Origin of the sequence: Streptomyces sp. NPDC048416 (genome assembly GCF_043200435.1) — a bacterium.
Taxonomy (GTDB): domain Bacteria; phylum Actinomycetota; class Actinomycetes; order Streptomycetales; family Streptomycetaceae; genus Streptomyces.
This window is the reverse complement of record NZ_JBICXU010000003.1, coordinates 111692-133039: the sequence shown is the minus strand read 5'-3', so window position 1 is coordinate 133039 and position 21348 is coordinate 111692. Positions and strand designations below refer to the sequence as shown.

General features: G+C 70.7%; 15 protein-coding genes and 5 pseudogenes. 13 read left to right on the top strand and 7 right to left on the bottom strand.

The window, feature by feature from the left end:
* Nucleotides 1-25 precede the first annotated feature (25 nt).
* A pseudogene (locus tag ACGFW5_RS05385) lies at nt 26-549 on the top strand (MFS transporter); the annotation flags it as partial.
* A gap of 136 nt (nt 550-685) precedes the next feature.
* Nucleotides 686-1879, top strand: a complete 1194-nt coding sequence (locus ACGFW5_RS05380) for a low temperature requirement protein A (protein ID WP_393832844.1) — start codon at nt 686-688, stop codon at nt 1877-1879.
* A gap of 270 nt (nt 1880-2149) precedes the next feature.
* Here the strand turns inward: ACGFW5_RS05380 and ACGFW5_RS05375 are convergent, their stop codons facing one another.
* Entirely contained in the window at nt 2150-2830 is a 681-nt protein-coding gene (locus ACGFW5_RS05375) for a GntR family transcriptional regulator (protein WP_393832843.1), read from the bottom strand.
* Between the two features lie 278 nt (nt 2831-3108).
* Nucleotides 3109-4089: a DUF4190 domain-containing protein gene (locus tag ACGFW5_RS05370; protein ID WP_393832842.1), complete on the bottom strand. Its 981-nt coding sequence runs from the start codon at nt 4087-4089 to the stop codon at nt 3109-3111.
* A 188-nt stretch (nt 4090-4277) separates the two neighbouring features.
* Here ACGFW5_RS05370 and ACGFW5_RS05365 point away from each other — a divergent pair, with 188 nt between their 5' ends.
* The gene (locus ACGFW5_RS05365) at nt 4278-4628 is read left to right on the top strand and encodes a hypothetical protein (RefSeq protein WP_393832841.1); all 351 of its coding nucleotides are present in this window, start codon (nt 4278-4280) and stop codon (nt 4626-4628) included.
* A 90-nt stretch (nt 4629-4718) separates the two neighbouring features.
* Nucleotides 4719-5645, top strand: coding sequence for a DUF6891 domain-containing protein (locus ACGFW5_RS05360; RefSeq protein WP_393832840.1), 927 nt, complete (start codon nt 4719-4721; stop codon nt 5643-5645).
* Between the two features lie 213 nt (nt 5646-5858).
* On the opposite strand, the gene ACGFW5_RS05355 is transcribed toward ACGFW5_RS05360, so the two are convergent.
* Nucleotides 5859-6797, bottom strand: a complete 939-nt coding sequence (locus ACGFW5_RS05355; protein WP_393833080.1) for a beta-ketoacyl-ACP synthase III — start codon at nt 6795-6797, stop codon at nt 5859-5861.
* Between the two features lie 346 nt (nt 6798-7143).
* On the opposite strand from ACGFW5_RS05355, the pseudogene ACGFW5_RS05350 reads away from it, so the two are divergent.
* The 4 genes and pseudogenes from ACGFW5_RS05350 to fdhD all read left to right on the top strand — a co-directional run.
* Nucleotides 7144-7741: pseudogene (locus ACGFW5_RS05350) on the top strand (2-dehydropantoate 2-reductase); the annotation flags it as partial.
* A pseudogene (locus tag ACGFW5_RS05345) lies at nt 7707-9347 on the top strand (molybdopterin-dependent oxidoreductase); the annotation flags it as partial. The pseudogenes ACGFW5_RS05350 and ACGFW5_RS05345, both read left to right, overlap by 35 nt.
* A gap of 142 nt (nt 9348-9489) precedes the next feature.
* Nucleotides 9490-10297, top strand: a pseudogene (locus tag ACGFW5_RS05340) (4Fe-4S binding protein).
* A gap of 33 nt (nt 10298-10330) precedes the next feature.
* A complete protein-coding gene (gene fdhD, locus ACGFW5_RS05335; RefSeq protein WP_393832839.1) occupies nt 10331-11170 on the top strand; it encodes a formate dehydrogenase accessory sulfurtransferase FdhD in 840 nt (279 codons plus the stop codon).
* A 155-nt stretch (nt 11171-11325) separates the two neighbouring features.
* Here the strand turns inward: fdhD and ACGFW5_RS05330 are convergent, their stop codons facing one another.
* The 3 genes from ACGFW5_RS05330 to ACGFW5_RS05320 form a co-directional block, all read right to left on the bottom strand.
* On the bottom strand, nt 11326-11730 hold the full coding sequence (locus tag ACGFW5_RS05330; protein WP_393832838.1) for a (2Fe-2S) ferredoxin domain-containing protein: 405 nt from the start codon (nt 11728-11730) through the stop codon (nt 11326-11328).
* A 5-nt stretch (nt 11731-11735) separates the two neighbouring features.
* Entirely contained in the window at nt 11736-12269 is a 534-nt protein-coding gene (locus tag ACGFW5_RS05325; protein ID WP_393832837.1) for an isochorismatase family protein, read from the bottom strand.
* 218 nt (nt 12270-12487) lie between these two features.
* Nucleotides 12488-13531, bottom strand: a complete 1044-nt coding sequence (locus ACGFW5_RS05320) for a bile acid:sodium symporter family protein (RefSeq protein WP_393832836.1) — start codon at nt 13529-13531, stop codon at nt 12488-12490.
* Nucleotides 13532-13961: 430 nt separating this feature from the next.
* Between ACGFW5_RS05320 and ACGFW5_RS05315 the strand changes: the two genes are divergently transcribed.
* Nucleotides 13962-14975, top strand: coding sequence for a LysR substrate-binding domain-containing protein (locus ACGFW5_RS05315; RefSeq protein WP_393833079.1), 1014 nt, complete (start codon nt 13962-13964; stop codon nt 14973-14975).
* Between the two features lie 249 nt (nt 14976-15224).
* On the top strand, nt 15225-17024 hold the full coding sequence (locus ACGFW5_RS05310; protein WP_393832835.1) for an AMP-dependent synthetase/ligase: 1800 nt from the start codon (nt 15225-15227) through the stop codon (nt 17022-17024).
* Nucleotides 17025-17137: 113 nt separating this feature from the next.
* Here ACGFW5_RS05310 and ACGFW5_RS05305 read toward each other — a convergent pair.
* Nucleotides 17138-17549 (bottom strand): annotated as a pseudogene (locus ACGFW5_RS05305) (RidA family protein).
* A gap of 479 nt (nt 17550-18028) precedes the next feature.
* On the opposite strand from ACGFW5_RS05305, the gene ACGFW5_RS05300 reads away from it, so the two are divergent.
* The 3 genes from ACGFW5_RS05300 to ACGFW5_RS05290 all read left to right on the top strand — a co-directional run bounded on the left by ACGFW5_RS05300 (nt 18029) and on the right by ACGFW5_RS05290 (nt 21238).
* Nucleotides 18029-18865 carry an aldo/keto reductase gene (locus tag ACGFW5_RS05300; RefSeq protein WP_393832834.1) on the top strand — a complete coding sequence of 279 codons (837 nt, stop codon included), beginning with the start codon at nt 18029-18031 and terminating at the stop codon, nt 18863-18865.
* A 256-nt stretch (nt 18866-19121) separates the two neighbouring features.
* Nucleotides 19122-20504, top strand: coding sequence for a S8 family serine peptidase (locus ACGFW5_RS05295; protein WP_393832833.1), 1383 nt, complete (start codon nt 19122-19124; stop codon nt 20502-20504).
* 263 nt (nt 20505-20767) lie between these two features.
* Nucleotides 20768-21238 (top strand): RICIN domain-containing protein, encoded by a 471-nt coding sequence (locus ACGFW5_RS05290; protein WP_393832832.1) that lies wholly within the window; start codon nt 20768-20770, stop codon nt 21236-21238.
* Nucleotides 21239-21348 lie beyond the last annotated feature (110 nt).

Here is a 21348-nt window from a genome sequence, read left to right as displayed (position 1 = left end):
GTACGCCGGGAAGTTGCCCGGGACCGCGAAAGAGGTGGGCTTCGGTCCGCTGGTCGCCGCGTCCTCCATGGGCGTCATGGCCGTCATCAACGGCATCGGCCGCGCGGTCGTGGGCTGGCTGTCCGACCTGTGGGGCCGCAAGTTCACCCTGGTGTTCGTGATCGTCGTTCTGGGGCTGGCGCAGTTCGGGGTGATCTGGGCCGGCCATCTGCACAGCGAGGGGCTGTTCCTGTTCTTCGCCTTCCTCTCCGGCTTCGGCGGTGGCGCCTTCTACCCGATGTTCGCGGCACTGACCCGGACTACTTCGGCGAGAACTACCACGCCTCCAACTACGGCCTGGTCTACAGCGGCAAGCTGGTGAGCGGCCTGTTCGGCGGCGGGCTCGGCTCGATGGTCGTCGACGCCTGGGGCTACGACGGCGCCCATGGGCCGGCGGGCGGCATCTCCATGGCGGCTGCCTGCGCAGCCCTGCTGCTGCGCCGGCCAGGCCGGCTCCGGGTACGGGACATCACGGCCAACCCCCAGCCCATCAGCCGGGAGGTGGTGTAGCCCCCCATGTGTCCGGGCGGGTGCAACGCCCGAATGTGCGCGGTCGCCCCGGAGCCGAGACGGGCCGGGGCGGCTTCGTGCTGCTCGGCTAGGGTGTCGGCCGCACACTCGTACCACATGCCTGCTGGGGGAACGTATGCCTGCCGTTGACGGCACGGAGGTGGAGCACGAGAGCGCCGTCGGGCGCCGCGTCTCCACCCTTGAGCTCTTCTTCGACCTCGTCTTCGTCTTCACCATCACACAGCTCACCGTGCTGCTCACCCACGATCTGTCCTTCGCCCAGGCGGGCCGGGTCCTGCTGATCTTCGCCGTCCTGTTCTGGATGTACGGGGCGTACGCCTATCTCACCAATCAGGTCCCACCCGAGACCAACGCCCGGCGCATACCCCTGATCCTCGGCATGTGTGGCTTCCTCACATGTGCCCTGGCCGTCCCGCGGGTGTTCACCACCGACGGCGTCGCGTTCGGACTCGGCTTCCTCCTGGTCACCGTGGTGCACAGCGCGCTGTACGCGCTGTTGCACGGGCGGTACGTGCTCGCCTTCGCTCTGACCAACGTGCTCGCCGCGCTGTGTGTGACGGCGGCCGGCACGGTGGGCGGCCGGGCGGCGGAAGGACTGTGGCTGGCCGCGCTGGTCCTCCAGGCGATCACCCCTCTCCTGTCCGGTCGCGTCACCTCGGACCTGGACGGTGAGCGGATCCCGGTCACGGGCCGCGTCGGCGCGCTCGACCCGGCGCACTTCGTGGAACGCCACGGACTGCTCCTCATCGTCGCGTTCGGCGAGTCCGTGATCGCCATCGGCGTCGGCTCCGGCGATCTCGCCCTGAACTGGGGGCTGTTCAGCGGAGTGGCCCTGGCGCTCGCCCTCGCGACGGCGCTGTGGTGGACCTACTTCATCCGGGACGAGGAGGCCGCCGAACGGGCCCTGCGGACGGTGTCCGGGCCTGCCCGGTTCCGGATGACGATGCTCGCGTACTACTACAGCTTCGTGCCGATGCTGCTCGGGGTCGCGGTGCTCGCGGCCGGGGTGAAACGGTCCATCGGGCATCTGCCGCAGGAGCTGCCCACCGCTCCCGCCGTGGCGCTGGCCGGCGGGGTGGCGCTCTTCCTCGCGGGCAACGTCGCGTTCCGCGCCGCCCTGCGCATCGCGCCGCTCGGCTTCCGCGCGGCCGGCTCGGTCGCCGCGCTCGCCACCGTGCCGCTCGGAACGCACCTGGCCTCGCTCGCCGAACTGTTCGCCCTGGTGCTCGTCCTGATCGCGATGCTGCTCGCCGAAGCACGCTGGGCGCCCTGTGCGCACGAGGGCGCGGCGGCCCCGGCCGGCGTGTGAGGGTGCTGAGGCGTGCGTTGTCGCTCCGCGGGACGCTGGGTGGGCCTGGGCGCGTGAGGGTGTGGTGTCGCTCTGGCCGGGGCGGGGTCGGCCCGGGAGCGGGGCTGGGCTTTGCCGCGCTGCAACGGTGCGGGGTCGGCCCGGGTGCGTGACGGTGCCTGGTTGCTCTGGCCGGGGCGGGTGGGCCCGGGCGGCGCGGGGCTGGGCTTTGCCGCGCTGCAACGGTGCGGGGTCGGCCCGGGCGCGGGGCGGTGCCGTGTGCGCGCCCTGTCAGACCCGGTCGGACCGCTCGTGGTAGGTGGTGCGGGTGTGTTCGGTGTGGGCGCGCATGACGTCCGTCGCCCGGTGCTCGTCCCGCGCCGAGATCGCGGCGATCAGGTCCCGGTGCTCGATCCAGGACTGCTTGCCGCGCTGCCGGGCGACCGGGGTGTAGTACCAGCGCACCCGTCGGTCGACCTGCGCCGCCAGCTCGGCGAGCACCCGATTCCCTGCGAGCTCCATGACCTTGGCGTGGAACGCGGCGTTGGTCGTCACTGCCAGATCGACGTCGTCGTCCGCGACGGCCTGCTCGCCCTGGGCACACAGTTTCTCCAGGGCGGCGATCCCGGCCGAGCCGGAGTTGGCGGCCGCGAGCCGTGCCGCTTCGGCCTCCAGGAGCGTACGCACCGAGAGCAGCTGGTCGGCCTCCTCCTCGGTCGGCTCGTGCACGAAGGCACCCTGGGCGGGGCGCAGATCGACCCAGCCTTCGGTGTTGAGCCGCTGAAGCGCCTCGCGCACCGGCTGCCTCGACACTCCGAGATGCCCGGCGAGTTCGCTCTCCACCAAGTGCTGGCCGGGGCGCAGCGCCCGGGTGGTGATCAGCTCAAGCAGGGCCTCGTAGACCCGCTCACGCAGCGGCCCCGGCCGCTCCAGCTTGGGCACGGTTCCCTGCGGCAGTCCTGCGGACAACATCGGTTCCCCCTCCTGCGCCACGTCGGGTGCCACGTCGGGTCACGAGCCCGTCCTGGAGATTGGTTATCGTCTACAGTCTACCGAGCGCAATCCCCCGTTGAGATTTCCGTCCGGATCCGGTCCTACGGATCCGAGGGCTTGGCCTGGATGAAGCGCGCCACCCGGGGGCGCGAGGTCGGCCACTCGCGACGGAGATCGCGACGGAGATACGGCCCGGCCGGGGGCCGCCATCGCTCCACCCGCCCCGGCCTCAGCCGGCCCGCCTCACCCGGCCCGCCTCAGCCGACCGGGCCGCGCCACTTGGCATCGTCGTAGAACAGGCCGGGATGGACGCCCACCTGGAGCTCCCCGGCAGCGTCGGGGGACACGGGGTAGGAGTACTGGGCGGTGGCCCGTTCGCCCGGCGCCAGCGGCCCTCGGAACGGCTTGTACCCGGCCCTGCTGCTGAACAGCATGTCGACGCGCTTGCCGGAAGCGTCCTCCACTTTCGGCTGGGCGAAGTCCAGGTTCAGCGTATCGGTGGAGTTGTTGACGATCGTGAGGTCGACGTGGAACGTCCGGTCGCCCGCGTGCACTCCGAGGACATACCCCGTGAGGTCGAACTCGCTGGGCGTGGCGACGGTGACCGTCACGCCGTCCGCATAAGCATGGCTCTCCCCGAACTTCACCGCGTCCGCGTCGAGCAGCTCCGTACCGAGCGGTTCCTCCTGCGCGGGCATCTCGGGCTCGTCGGGGAGCGATGTGGCCGGGTGACTGCCGACTTCCTCGACGCCGTCCCCCGTCGACCGGACCAGGGTGATGGTGAGGAGCAGACCGACGACGGCGAGCAGGATCGACGCACCGCCGAGGATGGTGCCGCCGAGCGCCGAGCCTCGGTTGGTGGCCTGCCCCTTGCGCACGTTGCTCAGGCCGACCAGGCCGAAGATGACGGCGAGGATGCCGAGGATCCACGCGATCCAGAACAGGAAGGGGAGGAAGGCCACGAAGGTGCCGATGGAGCCGAGGACCATCGCCGCTGTACCGAGGCCGCCGCTGGGTTGCGGCGGCACCGGCGCCCATGGCGGCATCCCCATCCCCGACCCCATCCCCGTCCCCATCTCCATGCCCAGGTGGGCTTGCTGGGGCTGAACCGGGTGACCGGAGGGCGGGGCCCACGGCGACTGCCCCTGGGCCTCGGCCTGCGGCTGCGGCTGCGGCTGCGGCTGCGGCTGCGGCTGCGGCTGCGGCTGCGGCTCAGCGGGAGTTATGGGCGCTGTCATGCGAAATCCTTCTGCGGTGCGATGTCCCGCACACACTAGCAACGGTCTTTACATTGCCTTTACCTAGGGCGTGGTGGGGAGCCCCGAGGCAACTCGCCCCACAGTGGTGGGCAGTGCTCGGTCAGTGCTCGGGTGGAGAGGTCCCGCTCGGCCGGAACCGGCGCCGCCGATCGACCGTCATACGGGACATGCCAACCGCTCTCGTACTCGGAATTGACCCACGCACGGTCCCCGGCATGGACGGGGACGCCCTGCGCGCAGGCCTCGACGACGAACTGGGCCTCTTCGCAACGCACGGCATCGAGGCGTCCATGACGCTGATCGCGCTGGACGAGACGGCGGAGACCAGCGTCGTCACCGCGCTGAAGGAGCGGGCCTGGGACGTCGTGGTGATCGGCGGCGGCATCCGCAAGCCCGAGCCCCTGCTCACGTTCTTCGAACGGGTCGTGAACCTAGTCCGCCGGCACGCGCCCGCAGCCGCGATCGCGTTCAACACCAGCGGCGGCGACAGCGTGGAGGCGGCCAGGCGCTGGCTCTGACCGGGCCGGCGGTCCCCGGCGCTGTTCTTCGGCGGTACGCGCTCCCCAGGCGCACAAGGAATGTCAGTGGCCCGTGCGAGAGTTGACGACATGCTAGCGATCACAGTGGATACGGAGAGCGGGCGTCGGCACAGCCGAGTCACCGCCGAGGCGCTGGCCGGGCTCGTCCGCCGCATCGGCGGCGAGGACGACAAGTTCCTGGTGGCCCAGCGGATACCCGATCTGCCCGACGTGTTCATTCAGGTGTGGCACGAGGCGGGGGGCCCGTACACGCTGGAGTACCGGGACGGCGCGGCAGACCGGCACTTCCGGGCCATGCTCGACGCGGCGGAGCCGGTGATAACGGCCATGACCGGCTGGGCCCGTGCCACGACGGGCTGGCACGCGGGCCCGGACTGGCAGCGGCTGGACTTCGAAGTCCCTGCCCCCGTCCCCCCGCTGGACCTCAGCGAGGAGGACCGTACGCTCCTGGAGACGCGGATTCGCGAGGTGATCCTGGGCGGGTACGCGACGCGGGCGGAGCTTGCGGAGCTGGCCGAGGACTATCTCGTCTCGGGTGACTTCCGGCCCGTATCGCCGGAGCAGGCACGGCAGTTGGCGGACCGCCTGTGGCTGGAGCGCGTGGCGGAGCAGGCGGCCTGGGACGAGGAGGGCGAGGAGACCGATCCGGAACGGCTCAGCCGCGCCTTCGCCGCCCTGGAGTCGGCCGGCCTCACCGCCCGGGAGAACTTCACGTGTTGCCGCTCGTGCGGTCAGGCCGAGATAGGCGGAGCGGGCTCACCGGATGCCCGAGGCTTCGTCTACTTCCACTCCCAGTCGACCGACGCGGCCGCCTTGGGCCACGGGCTGACCCTGATGTACGGCGGATTCGACGGCTCGGAGGAGACCACCGCGTCCGTGGGCCGGGAGACCGTGGCCGCGCTTGAGCGGTGCGGCCTGTCGGTGGAGTGGGACGGCGACCCGGGCCAGGCCATCACCGTCACACCGCTGAACTGGCGCAAACGGCTGGAGGGTTGAGAGAGACGGGACGGGGGACGCACCACGCCGGACACGACATGAGGGGCCCGGGGGTCCGGGAAGGCCCGGGGTCCTCAACCGGCCAGGCCCAGGGGATCCGGGGGGCCGGGGGCCGCAACCGGCCAGGGCCCAGGGGGTCCGGGGGGGCCGGGGGGTCCTCAACCGGCCTGACGGGCGGGCGGGTCGGCCGCGGCGCGCCGCCGGCCGGGCCCGTCACGGGCAGCGGACGACCTGGCCCGCGTAGGAGAGGTTGCCTCCGAAGCCGAAGAGCAGGACCGGGTCGCCGGTGCTGATCTCGCCGCGCTCGACCAGCTTGGACAGGGCCATCGGGATGCTCGCCGCCGAGGTGTTCCCCGACTCGACGACATCGCGGGCGATGACGGCGTTGACCGCGCCGATCTTGCGCGCGACAGGTTCGATGATGCGCAGGTTCGCCTGATGCAGCACGACAGCCGCCAGGTCCTCGGGGGTGAGTCCGGCGCGCTCGCAGACCTGGCGGGCGATGGGCGGCAGCTGGGTGGTGGCCCAGCGGTAGACGGACTGGCCCTCCTGCGCGAACACCGGCGGGCTGCCCTCGATGCGTACCGCATGCCCCATCTCGGGCACCGAACCCCACAGCACCGGACCGATCAGTTCCGCTTCGCTCGCCTCGACCACGACGGCGCCGGCGCCGTCGCCGACCAGGACGCAGGTGCTGCGGTCGCTCCAGTCGGTGACCGCCGTCATCTTGTCCGCGCCGATGACCAGGGCGCGCCTCGCCGTGCCGGTACGCACCAGACTGTCGGCGGTGGCGAGGGCGTGGGTGAACCCGGCGCACACGACATTGAGGTCCATCACGGCGGGTGAGGACATGCCGAGCCGGGCCGCGACCCGGGCCGCCGTGTTCGGAGAGCGGTCGATCGCCGTGGAGGTGGCGACCAGGACCAGGTCGATGTCGGCGGGGGTGAGCCCCGCGCCGGCCAGGGCCTTCGCACCGGCGTGCGCGGCCAGCTCGTCCACGGGCTCGTCGGGGCCCGCGACATGGCGGGTGCGGATACCGACCCGGCTGCTGATCCATTCGTCGCTGGTGTCGACCAACTCGGCGAGGTCGTCATTGGTGAGCAGCTTGGCGGGCTGATAGTGCCCGACCGCGACAACGCGCGAGCCTCGCATGCCGGTCATGGCGGATCCCCTCGGTACGAGCTGTGAGTGCTGACATCCGGAACCATCCAGTCTTCGCGGCTACTGATCGGTACAGGGGCGCGGGACCCAACAGGATTCACTGCCGCACCTTTGGAGCCTTGTGTCAGCGTTTCGCCCCAGGGGAATGCGTCGGGCGTCTTGGCCCCCCTTAGAAGGAATACTGTAGACAATATTCTGTCGACCAATCGCGCGGTGGATTCCCGCCCCGCACGCGGCGCTCGCTTCGGCCCGCCCGTCACGTCCGGCCCTCTCGGCGGCCCTCGCTCGCCGGACGGCCCCTCCCTCGACCCGGTCCCTCCACAGAACGGAGAGCCCCGTGAAAGTCGCAGTTGTCGGCGCCGGTGCCATCGGCGCATATGTCGGGGCCGCGCTCCACCGCGCGGGCACCGAGGTCCACCTCATCGCCCGCGGGCCGCACCTGGCGGCCATGCGCCGTGACGGGGTACGCGTCATCAGCCCGCGCGGCGACTTCACCGCCCGCCCCGCCGCCACCGACGATCCCCACGAGGTCGGCCCGGTCGACTACGTACTGCTGGGCCTGAAAGCCCACTCCTACGCCGCCGCCGGTCCCCTGGTGCGTCCCCTGCTGCACGAGAACACCGCGGTCGTCGCCGCCCAGAACGGCATTCCCCGGTGGTACTTCCACGGCCTGCCCGGGCCGTACACCGGCCGCCGGATCGAGAGCGTCGACCCGGGACGCGCCGTGAGCGCGATGCTGCCGCCGGCCCACGCCGTCGGATGAGTGGTCTACGCGGCCACCGAGCTCGAATCCCCGGGCGTGGTACGCCACTTGGAAGGCACCCGCTTCTCCGTCGGCGAGCCCGGCCGCACCATCTCGCGGCGCTGTCTCGACTTCAGCGAGGCCCTTGCAGGCCGGCGGCCTGCAAGGGCCTCCGCAACGGCGCCAGGATGTACGTGGTCGACCCGCGCCGCACCTCGACGGCTGGGCCGAGAGCCGGCTCGGGCTCGACGTCGGCACGGACATCCCGCTCGCCCACGCCTACGCGAGCGCCGAACGCGCCCAACTGTGCTGGACGCTGGGGATAACCGAGCATCACAACGGCACGGACAACGTCCGGGCGCTCATCAACCTGTCGCTCCTGACGGGGCAGCTCGGCCGGTGGGGAGCGGGCGTGCAGCCGCTGCGCGGCCAGAACAATGCGCAGGGCGGCGGCGACATGGGCGCCATCCCCAACAAGCTGCCCGGCTTCCAGGACATCTTCCTCACCAAGACCGCGCAGATGGCGGACGTCGTCCTGCCCGCGACCGCCGCCTGGGCCGAGACGGACGGCACGACGACCAACAGCGAACGCCGGGTGCAGCGGGTGCGGGCGGCCCTGAAGCCGCCCGGCGAGGCGCGCGACGACATCGACATCATCTGCGCGATGGCCGAACTCCTGGCCATGACTGGAAGTTCACCGACCAAGAGGAAATCTGGGACGAGCTGAGAGCGCTTTCGCCCGACCACTACGGCATGACATATTGCAAATGGGAGGCCACCGCCCGACAGCCGGAACGCGTCCACTACCTCGTCTGCAACGCCGACGAATCGGAACCCGGCACGTTCAAGGACCGCGTCCTGATGGAGGGCGACCCGTACGCGCTGGTCGAGGCCAGGACCATCGCCGGATACGCGGTCGGCGCGCGCCACGGCTATCTGTATCTGCACGGTGAGTACCCGCGTGCGCACCGGTTGCTCAGCCATGCGGTCGGCCGGGCCCGCGAACGGGGGCTGCTCGGGACCGACGTGCTGGGGCAGGGTTACGCGTTCGACATCGAGATCCGCAGCGGCGCGGGGGCGTACATCTGCGGTGAGGAGACCGCGATCTTCAACTCGATCGAGGGGCAGCGCGGGGAGCCGCGTGCCAAGCCGCCCTTCCCCGTCGAGAGCGGTCTCTTCGGGAAGCCGACCACCGTCAACAACGTGGAGACACTGGTCAATGTGCTGCCGATCCTGGAGCACGGCGCCGAGGCGTACGCACGGACCGGCACCGCGTCCTCCACCGGCACCAAGCTGTTCTGCGTCTCGGGAAACGTGGCACGGCCTGGCGTGTACGAGCTGCCCTTCGGGGCCACGCTCCGGGAATTGATCGCGCTCTCAGGACCGCCCGAGCGCATGCGGGCCGTCCTGCTCGGTGGCGCGGCGGGCGGCTTCGTACGCCCCGACGAGCTGGACATCCCGCTCACGTCGAGGGGACCCGGCTGGCGGGCGCCACACTCGGTTCCGGCGTGGTCCTGGTCCTGGACGACACCGTCGACCTGCCCCGGGTCCTGCTGAGGATCGCGGAGTTCTTCCGCGACGAGTCGTGCGGCCAGTGCGTGCCGTGCCGGGTGGGCACCGTGCTGCAGGAGGAGGCGCTGCACCGCATCAAGGACCGCACGGGCGCGGCCGCCGCGGGCGACATCGCGCTGCTGCGGGACGTGGGGCGGACCATGCGGGACGCCTCGATCTGCGGCCTCGGACAGACCGCCTGGAACGCCGTCGAATCCGCCATCGACCGGTTGGGCGCCTTCGAATGAACCCGCGGCCGGTATTCGGCGCGCCCCCGGGACCCGTACCCCAAGACCCGTACCCCTGGGATCCGCACCCCCGGGACCCGTACCCCCAAGGCCCGCACCCCCAGGACACTGACACTGACAGGACGCGAACAGGAGCCTTCCGGTGACCGCGATTCCGCTTCAACTGCCGCGCCGTATCGTCCAGTTGACGATCGACGGCGAGTCCGTACGGGCGCCGGAGGGCGACACCGTCCTCGATGTCTGCCGCAGCGCCGGCAAGGACATTCCCACCCTCTGCCAGGGCGACACCCTGACCCCCAGGAATGGCTCGCGCAGGGTCGAGGCGGGCATGACGGTGCGCACCGACACCGAGCGTGCCCGCAACAGCCGCAAGGTGGTGCTCGAACTGCTCGCCTCGTCCGTCGACCTGTCCACGACGCCGCGCGCCGACGAGTGGCTGGCGCGGTACGGGGCCGAGCCCGGCCGGTTCGGCGCCGATGCGGCACGGGTCGATGAGCAGCCGAGGATCGACAACGACCTGTATGTGCGGGACTACGACAAGTGCGTTCTCTGCTACAAGTGCGTCGACGCCTGCGGGGAGCAGGGGCAGAACACGTTCGCCATCGCGGTGGCGGGGCGCGGCTTCGATGCCCGGATCTCCACCGAGCACGACGGCCCGCTCACCGACTCGGCGTGTGTGTACTGCGGCAAACTGCATCGAGGTCTGTCCCACGGGAGCGCTCTCCTTCAGGTCCGAGTTCGACATGCGGGCGGCCGGGACCTGGGACGAGTCGGTTCAGTCGCAGACGACCACCGTGTGCGCCTACTGCGGCGTCGGCTGCAACGTCACCCTCCATGTGCAGGACAATGAGATCGTCAAGGTCACCTCGCCGCACGACAACCCGGTGACCCACGGCAACCTGTGCATCAAGGGGCGCTTCGGCCTCCAGCACGTACAGACACGAGACTGACCAGAGCGACCGAGCGATCGAGGGACTGAGGACATGGGACGGGTCACCGAACGCCGCCGCGTCATCCGCATCCGGGACGGCGTGGTCTCGACCAGGCCCGACACCCTGGTCGCCGAGGAACCACTGGAGATCCGCCTCAACGGAAAACCCCTCGCGATCACGATGCGCACCCCGGGCGACGACTTCGCGCTCGCGGCCGGGTTCCTGGTCAGCGAGGGGGTGCTCGGGGCCGCGTCCGAGCTCCAGTCGATCGTGTACTGCGCGGGCGCGACCGCCGACGGGCACAACACGTACAACGTGGTCGACGTGCGGCTCGCGCCGGACGTCGCGGTGCCCGACATCACGCTCGAACGCCATGTGTACACGACGTCGTCGTGCGGTCTGTGCGGTAAGGCCAGCCTGGACGCCGTCCGCACACAGGCCCGCTTCCCCATCAGCGACACTCCCCCGGTCCGGGTGGAGCCCGACCTGCTCGCGAGCCTCCCCGACCGGCTGCGCGCGGGGCAGCGGGTCTTCGACAGGACCGGGGGCCTGCACGCGGCGGCGCTGTTCTCACCCGAGGGCGAACTGCTCGACATACGCGAGGACGTGGGCCGTCACAACGCGGTCGACAAACTGGTGGGACGCGCTCTCCAGGACGACCGGCTGCCGCTGTCGCGGTGCATCCTGCTGGTGTCGGGGCGGGCCTCCTTCGAGCTCGCGCAGAAGGCGGTCATGGCCGGCATCCCCGTCCTGGCAGCGGTCTCCGCGCCGTCCTCGCTCGCCGTCGACCTGGCCGCGGAGTCGGGTCTGACCCTGGTGGGGTTCCTGCGGGGCAGCTCCATGAACGTGTACGCGGGGGACGAGCGCATCGCGCTGCGCTCGGAGGTCTGACCCGCTGCGACCGAGCGGCCCGGCCGGCGGGGAGCGCCCCCTGCGCCGGCCGGGCCTTTTTGTCCACGCCCGGCACACCGCCCGGCCCACCCCTTTCCCGGGGAGGCACCGCTCCCCGGGGAGGTACCGCGCGGCGCGGACGGGGTCGGCTCAGCTCAGCGCGCCCGCCTGCGCGCCTCGGAAGGGGCCGGGATCAGCTGGAGGGCGAGGGTGGCCGGGGGTTCCACGACCCCGGGGCCGCCCTGTCCCGCCCAGTGCAGGATGTCGTCGGTGGCCTCGTCGTCGAGGACCCAGCCGATCCATGCCGCGCGGGCACCCCGTTGGCGTGCCCGGCCCGACGGCTGGACCACGATCACGTTGGCCTGGCCGCAGGGGCCGAGGCAGTCGGTGGTGCGCACCGCGATGTTCCCGCCGGACGCGGCGGCCGCCGCACGCAGCCGGTCCAACTGGCGGGCATGGTCGGTTCCGGGCGTTTTGCGGGCATCTCCACAGCAGCATCCGCGGCAGACGACAAGGGTGCAGGGGCGTGAACCGGCGGCGGATATCGTGAACTTGGGCATGCCGGTCAGCCGAACCCGAGGGCCGACGCGGTGACGACCCTGCCCAGCCGGGGGAAGTTGAGGGCGATCGCGGCGCGGTGCTCGTCCTCGGTCAGCGCCGCCATGGCGTCCTCGACGAACAGCAGCTCGTAGCCGTGGTCGGCGGCGGCGCGGGCCGTCGACTCGACGCCGAGGTTGGTGGCGATCCCACCGAACACGAGGGTGTGGATTGCGCGTTCGCTCAGCAGCTCGTGCAGCTCCGTTTGGTGGAAGCCGCCGACGGTGCGCTTCACGACGAGCAGATCGCCGTCCACCGCGAGGCCCGCGACGAGCTCGCTGCCGGGCGGCTGCGCGGCCGCGCCCGGGCGTTCGACCCGCACGAGCACCACGGTGGCGCCCGCCGCACGGAAGGTTTCCGCCAACTCCCGTGACGTGGCGACTACTTGGTCCCCAGTCCGCGGCGCGAGGGGCAGCGCCGTGATCCGGTCCATGAGGTCGACAAGGACGAGCGCGGTGCGCGCGGGGTCGAGAGTGGCGGGCTCGCCTGCGAGTGCGGTCATGGCGGCACCGTACCGGCCCCGATGATCTACACCGTACGGCGGGGACCGGTTCAGGCCACGGCCGAGGTCGACGGCAGGGGCCTCAGGGGTGTGTCATCCCCGGCCATCCGCGGCCGAGGTCGACGGCGGGGGCCTCAGGGTGCGTCATCCCCGACCGGCCACGGCCGAGGTCGGCGGCGAGGCCTCGGGGCCTCCGGGCCTCGGGGCCTCCGGGTGCGTCATCCCCGGCCGGCCCGTACGGGGTCGCGGCCGGATTCCTCGCGGGCCGGGTCCTCGCTCTGCCCGGGCAGTGGATCGCGGGCCCGGCGCTTGGCGATCACGGCGCACACCATCAGCTGCATCTGGTGGAACAGCATCAGGGGCAGCACCGCCAATGAGGCCTGGGCGCCGAACAGCACGCTGGCCATGGGCAGCCCGGCGGCCAGGCTCTTCTTCGAGCCGGCGAACTGGATCGCGACCCGGTCACCCCGGTCGAAGCCGAGCCGCTTCGACCCGTACCAGGTCACCGCGAGCATCGCCGCCAGGAGTACGGCCTCGACGGCGAGCAGCGCGGCGAGCCTGCCGGCGCTCACCGGGTGCCAGATGCCGCGGACCATGCCCTCGCTGAACGCGCTGTAGACGACCAGCAGGATCGAGCCGCGGTCGACGTATCCGAGGACCTTCTTGTTCCTGACGAGGAACCCCGCGACCCAGCGCCGCAGGATCTGCCCGGTCAGGAACGGCACCAGGAGTTGCAGGACGATCTTCACGAGCGAGTCCCCGGAGAACCCGCCCCCGCCGCCGCCCAGGAGCTGCGCCGCGAGCAGCGGCGTGACCACGATCCCGGCGATGCTGGAGAAGGAACCCGCGCAGATCGCGGCGGCCACGTTGCCGCGGGCGATCGAGGTGAACGCGATCGACGACTGGATGGTCGAGGGCACCAGGCAGAGGAAGAGCAGACCGTTGTACAGATCCGGCGTCAAGACGAAGGGGACGAGGCCCTTCGCCGCCAGACCGAGCAGCGGGAACGCCACGAAGGTGCAGGCGAGGACGGTGACATGGAGCCGCCAGTGGCGCAGCCCGTCCATCGCCTCACGGGTCGAGAGCCGGGCTCCGTAAAGAAAGAAGAGGAGCGCGACGGCTCCGGTCGACGCGCCGCTCGCGACGGGGGCGGCGGGCCCGGACGCCGGCAGCAGCGCGGCCAGTCCCACCGTGCCGAGCAGCGCCAGAATGTATGGGTCGACCGGCAGCCAGGACGGCAGTTTCGGGATGTGGCGGCTCATGTGCTCCACTTGCGGGCTCGGGTGTTCAGGTGCGGGGCGCGGCGACCGGGCCGGGCACGGGGACCGGACCCAGCACGGGACGCGCACGGGCTTCTGCCCGGCGTGGGACCGGACCCGGAGGGGACGCACAGGGGGGTTCTGCGCGGCGCGGCGGGCCAGTGCCGCGCAGAAGGGGATCGTGGGCCGTGCGGGCCCGGCCGGGGCTGCGCCCTGCCGATCATCCTCCTGTCCTGCGCGATCGGGAATCCCGTATGCCACTCTCACTGTCATCACGCTTCACGATGGCCGGGCTGCCATGGAGGTCATGGTCACCGTGGAGGTCATGGTCACCGTGAACGTCATGACCACCGTGAACGTCATGGCCACCGTGAACGTCATGGCCACCGTGAACGTCATGGCCACCGTGAACGTCATGGCTACCGTGGACGTCATGTACGACGCGAACCAGCTGCGGACGTTCCTGGCCGTCGCCCAGACGCTCAACTTCACGCAGGCCGCGCGGCGACTCGGCCTGCGGCAGTCGACGGTGAGCCAGCACGTGCGCCGCCTGGAGGACGCGGCGGGGCGGCTGCTGTTCAGCCGGGACACGCACAGCGTGCGCCTGACGGAGGACGGCGAGGCGATGCTCGGCTTCGCCCGGACCATCCTCGCCGCCCACGAGCGGGCCGCCGGCTACTTCGCCGGAACGCGGCTGCGCGGCCGGCTGCGGTTCGGCGCCTCCGAGGACTTCGTCCTGACACGGCTGCCGGAGATCCTTCAGTCCTTCCGCCGCGACCACCCCGAGGTCGATCTGGAGCTGACGGTCGAGCTCTCCGGAACCCTGCACCGGCGACTGGAAGCGGGCCGGCTCGATCTGGTGCTCGCCAAGCGGCGCCCCGGCGACAGCCACGGCGAACTGGTGTGGACGGACGAGCTGTGCTGGATCGGAGCGCCAGGGCTGCGACTGGAGGCGGAGCGCCCCGTTCCGCTCATTCTGTTCCCGCCGCCCGGCATCACCCGGGCCCGAGCGCTGGAAGTCCTGGAGGACCATGGGCGTTCCTGGCGCATCGCCTGTACGAGCGGCAGCCTGAGTGGCCTGATCGCGGCGGCCCGCGCCGGGCTCGGCGTGATGGCCCACACCCGGGGCCTGATCCCGCCCGGCCTCGACCCGCTCTCCGCGCGCAGCGCTCTGCCGGAGCTCGGCGGGGTGGACTTCGTGCTGCTGCACAACCGGCGGGGCTCGGCGGCGCAGGAGGCGGCCGGCGCCCTGGCGTCGGCGATCCTGGCGGGCGGCGACCGGCTGCACCGCGGCCACCGGACCGGCCGAACACCGACCGGTCAGGGCCGCCGGTGGCTTGTCCCGGGCGACGGGCCGCGCCGGGGCACCGGCAGGGGGAGACGCCTCGGCCTGCGGCGACGGAGCGTGGTCCAGTCCAAGCGGGGTGCACCAGTGCGTCGGGGGTGATTGGAGCGTACAGATTCCGTGGAGATTGCCTTGCGCAGAACGTGTCTTTGAGTCAGCTGAGTGCCCGAGCGGTCCCCATGTGGGCCTGTTTCGGCCGCTGACCTGTGAAGACGTCGTACGTCTCGACTTGCAGAAGGCCCCTGTCACCGGAACTGTGCGTGGGGTACGGTCACCGCGCTGTGCGGAGCGCCACCGGGGGTGGCCACCCCGGAGGGAGGCAGGTCATTGCGCGAGTTCACGGTCCCACCCATGGCGACGCCGCCTCAGGTCGGCGGCCTTGCGGACGCCGTCTACGCCCATGCCCTCGACGATCCCCACCGCATCGCACTGTGCCGCAAGGACGATTCGGGCCACTGGCAGAACGTGACCTCGGCAGCCTTCAGGGACGAGGTGTTCGCGCTCGCCAAAGGGCTGATCGCGGACGGCGTACGGTTCGGCGACCGGGTCGCCATCATGGCGCGCACCCGGTACGAATGGACACTCTTCGACTTCGCGCTGTGGAGCATCGGGGCGCAGTCGGTGCCCATCTATCCGACGTCCTCGGCCGAGCAGGTCTTCTGGATGCTGCACGACTCCGAGGCGACGGCGTGCGTGGTGGAGCACGAGGACCACTCGATGACGATCGGCTCGGTCGTCGACCGTCTCCCCCACCTCAAGCGGCTGTGGCAGCTGGACACGGGAGCGCTCTCAGCTCTCCTGAGGGCGGGTGAGTCCATCGACGACGAGGTGGTCGACCGGCACCGCAGGGCCGTGACACCCGAGTCGGTGGCGACCGTCATCTACACCTCGGGGACCACGGGCCGCCCCAAGGGCTGTGTGATCACCCACGCCAACTTCATGTTCGAGACGGACATGCTGATCTCCCGCTGGGAGCCGGTGTTCCACTCCCGGCCGGGCGACGAGGCATCCACCCTGCTGTTCCTGCCCCTGGCCCACGTTTTCGGCCGGATGGTGGAGATCGCGGCCATCCGGGGCCGCGTCAAACTGGGCCACCAGCCGGCCCTCTCGGCCTCCGCGCTGCTGCCCGACCTCCAGTCGTTCCGGCCGACGTTCATCCTCGCCGTCCCCTACATCTTCGAGAAGGTGTTCAACGCGGCCCGCCGCAGAGCGGAGGCCGAAGGGAAGACGGGACCGTTCGACAAGTCCGTAGACATCGCTGTCAAGTACGCCGAGGCCGTGGAACAGAAGGCGTTCGGTACCGGCGCCGGTCCCTCGGCCGCCCTGCGGATGCAGCACCAGTTCTTCGAGAAGACGGTGTACGGCAAGGTCCGCGACGCGATGGGCGGCCGGGTCCGGCACGCGATGTCGGGCGGCTCCAGCATGGGCCGCCGGCTCGGCCTGTTCTTCGAGGGCGCCGGCGTCACGGTGTACGAGGGCTACGGCCTGACGGAGTCGACCGCCGCCGCGACCGCCAATCCCCCCGAAAGGACCCGGTACGGCACGGTCGGGCAGCCCATCCCAGGAACCACGGTGCACATCGCCGACGACGGGGAGGTGTGGATCCACGGCGGGCAGGTGTTCTCCGGCTACCTCAACGAACCCAAGGCCACCGAGGCCGTGCTGCGGGACGGCTGGCTGTCCACCGGCGACATCGGGGCGCTCGACGAGGACGGCTACCTCACCATCACGGGGCGCAAGAAGGAAATCCTGGTGACGTCGGGCGGCAAAAGCGTCTCGCCGGTCGCCCTGGAGGAACGCGTGCGGGCCCATCCCCTGGTCGCCCAGTGCATCGTGGTCGGCAACGACCGCCCCTACATCGCGGCGCTCGTCACCCTCGACCAGGAGGGTGTGGACCACTGGCTCGCCATGCGCGGCAAGCCCCCGCTCACCCCGTCCGAGCTGGTGCGCGACCCCGACCTGGAGACCGAGGTGCGCCGGGCGGTGGTGGCCGCCAACACCCTGGTCTCGCAAGCGGAGTCGATCCGCACCTTCCGCATACTGGCCCACCAGTTCACCGAGGAACACGGTCTCCTCACTCCGTCGCTGAAACTCAAGCGCCGCGCGATCGAGGAGGCGTACGAGTCCGAGGTGGACGCGCTGTACCGGTAAGGGCGCGCCCAGCAGCGAGGTGCGGCGGTCCCGGGGGGGTGGGCGGCGGCGTTCGTGGGGCGGCGGGGTGAGAGCGCTCTCGGGCGGGGCGACTTGCCCCGCCTTGGTCGGCGTCAGGAATCGAGCACCGCTGCGATAACCTCGATCTCCACGAGCTGGTCGGTGTACCCGAGCACGGTGACGCCCATGAGCGTGCTGGGCACGTCGTGGTCACCGAACACATCCCGGACCACTTCCCAGGCAGCCACCAGATCCTCGCGCCGGCTCGATGCGACGAGCACCCGGGTGCTGATGACGTCCCGCAGCGAGGCGCCGCCGGCAGCGAGAGCGGTCTCCATGTTCTCGACGGCCTTCGCCGCCTGGCCGGCGTAGTCACCGACCGCGGCCGTGGAACCGTCCTCGTTCAAGGGGCACGCGCCGGCCAGGAAGATCAGGCGCGACTCGGGGGGGCGCTGTCGAGGCGTAGGCGTACTCGGCCACGTCGGAAAGGCCGGCGGAACGGATCAGGGTGATCGCACGTGCCACGGTCGTGGGGTCCTTTCGGAGCGGGCTGAGAGCGCGACCATCCTGCCCGCCACCCCAGCGCTCCGCCTCCCCTTTTTCTCGCGATTCCTCGCGGATTCGTCGCGCTGGATCACCCCGTCGCATCGCGGACGCAGGGTCAACGGTGCGGCAGGCCGGGCCCGGCGCCACGACGGACGTCGTCCCACGTCGTCATGGACCGGGTCTCCAACTCGCTCACGGGCATTCATGCACCTACGCCAGAGGGCCGCGCCTTCTCGGCGCGCGGTCACTTGTCGGCGCGCGGTCAATGGTGCGAACCGACCGGATTCGGGTGGGGTCCACGGCGCGTGTCCGACCGCGAGCGTGGGAACTCCTCGACAAAGGGTGCGGAGGCACCCCCGCAGGTCAGGGGCAATCGGTCCGGCCTGTCGGGAATGCGTCACTGCGTCCCTTCGTTGACGATGTGAGTACCAACCGACGACGCAAAGGATCGACCGCTCGTGAGCAAGGTCCCCTCCATCACCCTCAACAACGGCGTCGAGATGCCGCAGCTCGGTTTCGGTGTCTGGCAGGTGCCGGACGACGAGGCCGCCAAGGCGGTCGCGACAGCGCTTGAGTCCGGGTACCGGAGCATCGACACCGCCGCGATCTACGAGAACGAACGGGGCACCGGCAAGGCCGTCGCCGCCTCCGGGGTCGCCCGCGAAGAGCTCTTCGTCACGACGAAGCTGTGGAACACCGAGCAGGGGTACGACTCGACCCTGCGGGCCTTCGACGCCTCGCTCGACAAGCTCGGCCTCGACTACGTGGACCTGTACCTGATCCACTGGCCGGTACCGGCCAAGGACGCGTACGTGGACACGTACAAGGCATTCGAGAAGATCTACGCGGACGGCCGGGCCAGGGCGATCGGCGTCTCCAACTTCCAGCCGGAGCACCTGGAGCGCCTGCTGGACGAGACGTCGGTGGTCCCGGCGGTCAACCAGATCGAGCTGCACCCGCAGCTCGCCCAGGCCACGTCGCGCGCCCTGCACACCAAGCACGCGATCACGACCGAAGCCTGGTCGCCGCTGGGCCAGGGCCGGGGGCTGCTCGGCGTGCCGACCGTGGTCGCGATCGCACAGAAGCACGGCCGCACGGCGGCGCAGGTGGTCCTCCGCTGGCACCTTCAGATCGGCAACGTGGTGATTCCGAAGTCCGTGACGCCGTCGCGGATCAAGGAGAACATCGACGTCTTCGGCTTCGAGCTCGACGCGGACGACCTGGCCGCGCTCGCCGCGCTGGACGAGGGCAAGCGCCTGGGGCCCAACCCGTCCGAGTTCAACCTCGGCGCCTGATCAGACGTGTTCTGACCGCGAACACACCTTGATCGCCCCCTAGCGGGAGGGGTGCCGCCAACCTCGGTTGGCGGCACCCCTTTTGTCGCTTTTCGGCCTTGGTTGGTCAGCTACCAATCAAGAATGTTCATTTAAGTGTGCCCCTCAGGCAAAGCGTTCGGCATCAAGCAATAAATGCTCTTGTCCTGCGCATGACCTTCCCGATGGGATCGCGAAGACCGCCCCGCGCGGCTTCACCCCCACTCAGGGAGCATTCATGCGCATAGCCCGCCCCCGGACTCGTACCGCAGCAGCGTCAGTTGGGGCCACCGCCCTTGCCGCGGCCGCGATGATAGCCACCCCGCTGTCCGGGTCCGCCACCGCCGCACCTGCCGCCCCGCAGGTAAAGCCCGTCCCGGCGATCGCCGGGCACCAGCTCGCCCACTCGACCAGCGGCCCGCTCACCAGCGAGCAGTGCCAGGCCAAGTGGAAGATCGCCTGCTACGGCCCGCTCCAGTACCGCCAGGCGTACAACCTGAACCCGCTCTACAAGGCGGGCATCACCGGCAAGGGCCGCACGATCGTGATCGTGGACTCCTTCGGCTCGCCGACGATCCAGCACGACCTGGATGTGTACAGCAAGCAGTACGGCATCCCCAGCAGCAAGGTCGACGTGGTCAAGTGGGGCAACGTTCCCAAGTGGGACCCGAAGAACAAGGACATGACCGGCTGGGCCGGTGAGTCCACGCTCGACGTCGAGATGGCCCACGCGGTCGCCCCCGGCGCGAAGATCGTCCTGGTGGAGACCGCGGTCGCAGAGACCGAGGGCGTCACCGGTCTTCCCGAGATGATGGACGCCGAGAAGCACCTCATCGACCACGGCGTCGGCGACGTCATCACACAGAGCTTCGGCGCGACGGAGAACACGTTCCCCGGCTTCGACAGGGGCGACTTCTCCAGCATCCAGAAGCTGCGGTACGCGTTCAAGGACGCGGCCGCGCACGGGGTCACCGTGCTGGCCTCCTCCGGTGACGGCGGCGCCACCGACAACACCGCGGACGGCTCCGGCTACTACAAGGAGCGCGTCAACTCCTGGCCCTCCTCGGACCCACTGGTCACGTCGATCGGCGGCACCCAGCTGCACCTCGACGACCAGGGCAACCGGCTCAGCCCTGAGAGCGTTTACAACGACAACGGCTCGGGCGGCGGTGGCCAGTCCCACGTCTTCCAGCGCCCCTCGTACCAGAACGGCGTGCGCGGCGCCGTCGGCAACCGTCGCGGCACCCCGGACATCTCGATGGCGGCCGCGGTCAACGGCGGCGCCTGGGTGTACTCCAGCTACGACCCGACCGCCGTCGGCTGGGACGTCTCCGGCGGTACGAGCGAGGCGAGCCCGCTGTTCTCGGGCATCGTCGCCCTCGCCGACCAGGCCGCGGGGCACCGCCTCGGCAACATCAACGACGCGTTGTACTCGCTCTACAAGCACGAGGGGTACAAGCCGGGCTCCGGCCTCGTGGACGTCAAGGACGGCACGAACAACAGCTACGCCGGCGTCACCGGCTACACCGCGGTGAAGGGTTACGACATGGCGACCGGCGTCGGCACCATCGACGCAGCCCACTTCGTCACCGCGCTGGCCCGCGAGAGCCGCCACCACTGACGAAGCCACACCCTCGCCTGAGACGCCGCCGCCCGTTCCTCCGGGCGGCGGCGCCTTCATGTGCCACCCGTGCCCGTGCCGCCGAGGCCGTGCCCCGCGCCCGTGCCACCGTGCCCGACTGGAGGTGATCCTGCGAGGTGGCCTGGACCGGCGGCCCAGTCATGCGGACCGGACCGGCGGACCGAATGCGCGGCCGGGTGGTCCGGTGGCCGATACCGCTCTCCCGCCCCTCCACGGGTGCCGCGGCCCTATTCTTCTCGACCATGAACGCCAAGCAGAATCCCGACTCCTTGCCCGAGGGCCGGTACCTCGTACGCAACGTGGGCAGCGGACTGTTGCTCGACGTCCACGGGGGCGCCAAGGGCGGCGGAGCCAATGTGCAGCAGGGCAAAGAGAGCGGTTCCACGGCGCAGCAGTGGCACATCTCCCCCGTGCACACCGGCGGCGGGCTCTACCACCTGGTGAACGTCAAGAGCGGCAAGCGGCTCGACGTCGCGAACGCCTCCACGGAGAACGGTGCCAACGTCCAGCAGTGGAGGGCGAACAATTACGGCGCCCAGGAGTGGCTCGTGGAGCGACATGTGGACGCGCCCGGCCGAGTCACCCTGGTCAGCTACATCAGCGGCCTGCTCCTGGAGGTCGCCGACGGTTCGGCCGAGGACGGGGCGAACGTACAGCAGTGGGAGGACACCGACTCCCCCGGCCAGTGGTGGCAGTTGGAACCGGTCGAGTGAATGCGCGCGGGCTCGGCGGCCGGTTGGCAGGCGCGGCCGGGCAGGTCCGGTCTGCTGAGAGCGCTCCCAGACACGTGTGGGCCGACGGTGCGGCACTGCGGCACTGCGGC

What these genes read in the sequence shown, in the direction of transcription:
- ACGFW5_RS05380 (WP_393832844.1), top strand. Translation starts at nt 686, where the DNA reads ATGCCTGCCGTTGACGGCACGGAGGTGGAGCACGAGAGCGCCGTCGGG.
- ACGFW5_RS05375 (WP_393832843.1), bottom strand. Translation starts at nt 2,830, where the DNA reads ATGTTGTCCGCAGGACTGCCGCAGGGAACCGTGCCCAAGCTGGAGCGG.
- ACGFW5_RS05370 (WP_393832842.1), bottom strand. Translation starts at nt 4,089, where the DNA reads ATGACAGCGCCCATAACTCCCGCTGAGCCGCAGCCGCAGCCGCAGCCG.
- ACGFW5_RS05365 (WP_393832841.1), top strand. Translation starts at nt 4,278, where the DNA reads ATGCCAACCGCTCTCGTACTCGGAATTGACCCACGCACGGTCCCCGGC.
- ACGFW5_RS05360 (WP_393832840.1), top strand. Translation starts at nt 4,719, where the DNA reads ATGCTAGCGATCACAGTGGATACGGAGAGCGGGCGTCGGCACAGCCGA.
- ACGFW5_RS05355 (WP_393833080.1), bottom strand. Translation starts at nt 6,797, where the DNA reads ATGCGAGGCTCGCGCGTTGTCGCGGTCGGGCACTATCAGCCCGCCAAG.
- fdhD (WP_393832839.1), top strand. Translation starts at nt 10,331, where the DNA reads ATGGGACGGGTCACCGAACGCCGCCGCGTCATCCGCATCCGGGACGGC.
- ACGFW5_RS05330 (WP_393832838.1), bottom strand. Translation starts at nt 11,730, where the DNA reads ATGCCCAAGTTCACGATATCCGCCGCCGGTTCACGCCCCTGCACCCTT.
- ACGFW5_RS05325 (WP_393832837.1), bottom strand. Translation starts at nt 12,269, where the DNA reads ATGACCGCACTCGCAGGCGAGCCCGCCACTCTCGACCCCGCGCGCACC.
- ACGFW5_RS05320 (WP_393832836.1), bottom strand. Translation starts at nt 13,531, where the DNA reads ATGAGCCGCCACATCCCGAAACTGCCGTCCTGGCTGCCGGTCGACCCA.
- ACGFW5_RS05315 (WP_393833079.1), top strand. Translation starts at nt 13,962, where the DNA reads ATGTACGACGCGAACCAGCTGCGGACGTTCCTGGCCGTCGCCCAGACG.
- ACGFW5_RS05310 (WP_393832835.1), top strand. Translation starts at nt 15,225, where the DNA reads ATGGCGACGCCGCCTCAGGTCGGCGGCCTTGCGGACGCCGTCTACGCC.
- ACGFW5_RS05295 (WP_393832833.1), top strand. Translation starts at nt 19,122, where the DNA reads ATGCGCATAGCCCGCCCCCGGACTCGTACCGCAGCAGCGTCAGTTGGG.
- ACGFW5_RS05290 (WP_393832832.1), top strand. Translation starts at nt 20,768, where the DNA reads ATGAACGCCAAGCAGAATCCCGACTCCTTGCCCGAGGGCCGGTACCTC.